Annotated in this window: 1 protein-coding gene; it reads right to left on the bottom strand. The window is 48.4% G+C overall.

Annotated features, from left to right (window positions below):
* Window positions 1–17: 17 nt before the first annotated feature.
* Window positions 18–1,088: elongation factor Tu (tuf, locus tag CWE06_RS12330; protein ID WP_126794767.1), on the bottom strand; the 1,071-nt coding region annotated here is incomplete at its 5' end.

Below are 1,088 nucleotides of genomic sequence, written 5' to 3'. Positions count from 1 at the left end.
ATGTGAAGCGTATCTAATTACTTGATGATTTTAGATACTACGCCTGCACCTACGGTACGGCCACCTTCACGGATTGCGAAACGCAAACCTTCGTCCATCGCGATTGGCGCGATCAACTGAACAACAAACTTCAGGTTGTCACCAGGCATAACCATTTCTACGCCTTCTGGTAACTCAACTGAACCAGTTACGTCCGTAGTACGGAAGTAGAACTGTGGACGGTAGCCTTTGAAGAATGGCGTATGACGGCCACCTTCTTCTTTGCTCAGTACGTATACTTCTGCTTCGAAGTCAGTGTGTGGCGTGATTGAACCTGGCTTAGCAAGTACTTGACCACGTTGTACGTCTTCACGCTTAGTACCACGTAACAAGGCACCAATGTTCTCACCTGCACGACCTTCGTCAAGCAACTTACGGAACATCTCAACACCAGTTACAGTTGTCTTCGTGGTTTCTTTCAAACCAACGATAGCAACTTCGTCACCAGTGTTCACGATACCACGCTCAACACGACCGGTTACTACAGTACCACGACCTGAGATTGAGAATACGTCTTCGATTGGCATCAAGAACGGCTTGTCGATGTCACGCTCTGGCTCTGGGATGTACGAGTCTAAAGCTTCTGCTAGCTCAAGAATCTTCTTCTCCCACTGCTCGTCGCCTTCCAATGCTTTCAATGCTGAACCTTGGATGACTGGCAAGTCGTCACCTGGGAAGTCGTACTCAGAAAGAAGTTCACGAACTTCCATCTCAACCAACTCTAACAACTCTTCGTCGTCTACCATGTCGCACTTGTTCATGAACACAACGATGAATGGTACGCCTACCTGACGTGACAACAAGATGTGCTCACGTGTTTGTGGCATAGGGCCGTCAGTAGAAGCTACTACTAAGATAGCGCCGTCCATCTGTGCAGCACCAGTGATCATGTTTTTAACATAGTCAGCGTGGCCTGGGCAGTCTACGTGTGCGTAGTGACGTGAAGGAGTATCGTACTCTACGTGTGAAGTAGAGATGGTGATACCACGCGCTTTTTCTTCTGGCGCGTTATCGATTTGTGCGAAATCACGAGCTGAACCACCGTAGTG

The sequence above is a fragment of the Aliidiomarina haloalkalitolerans genome (assembly GCF_003987315.1).
In the GTDB taxonomy this organism is placed as follows: domain Bacteria; phylum Pseudomonadota; class Gammaproteobacteria; order Enterobacterales; family Alteromonadaceae; genus Aliidiomarina; species Aliidiomarina haloalkalitolerans.
The sequence above is the reverse complement of the archived record's forward strand: the minus strand, read 5'-3'. Positions and strand labels throughout refer to the sequence as shown.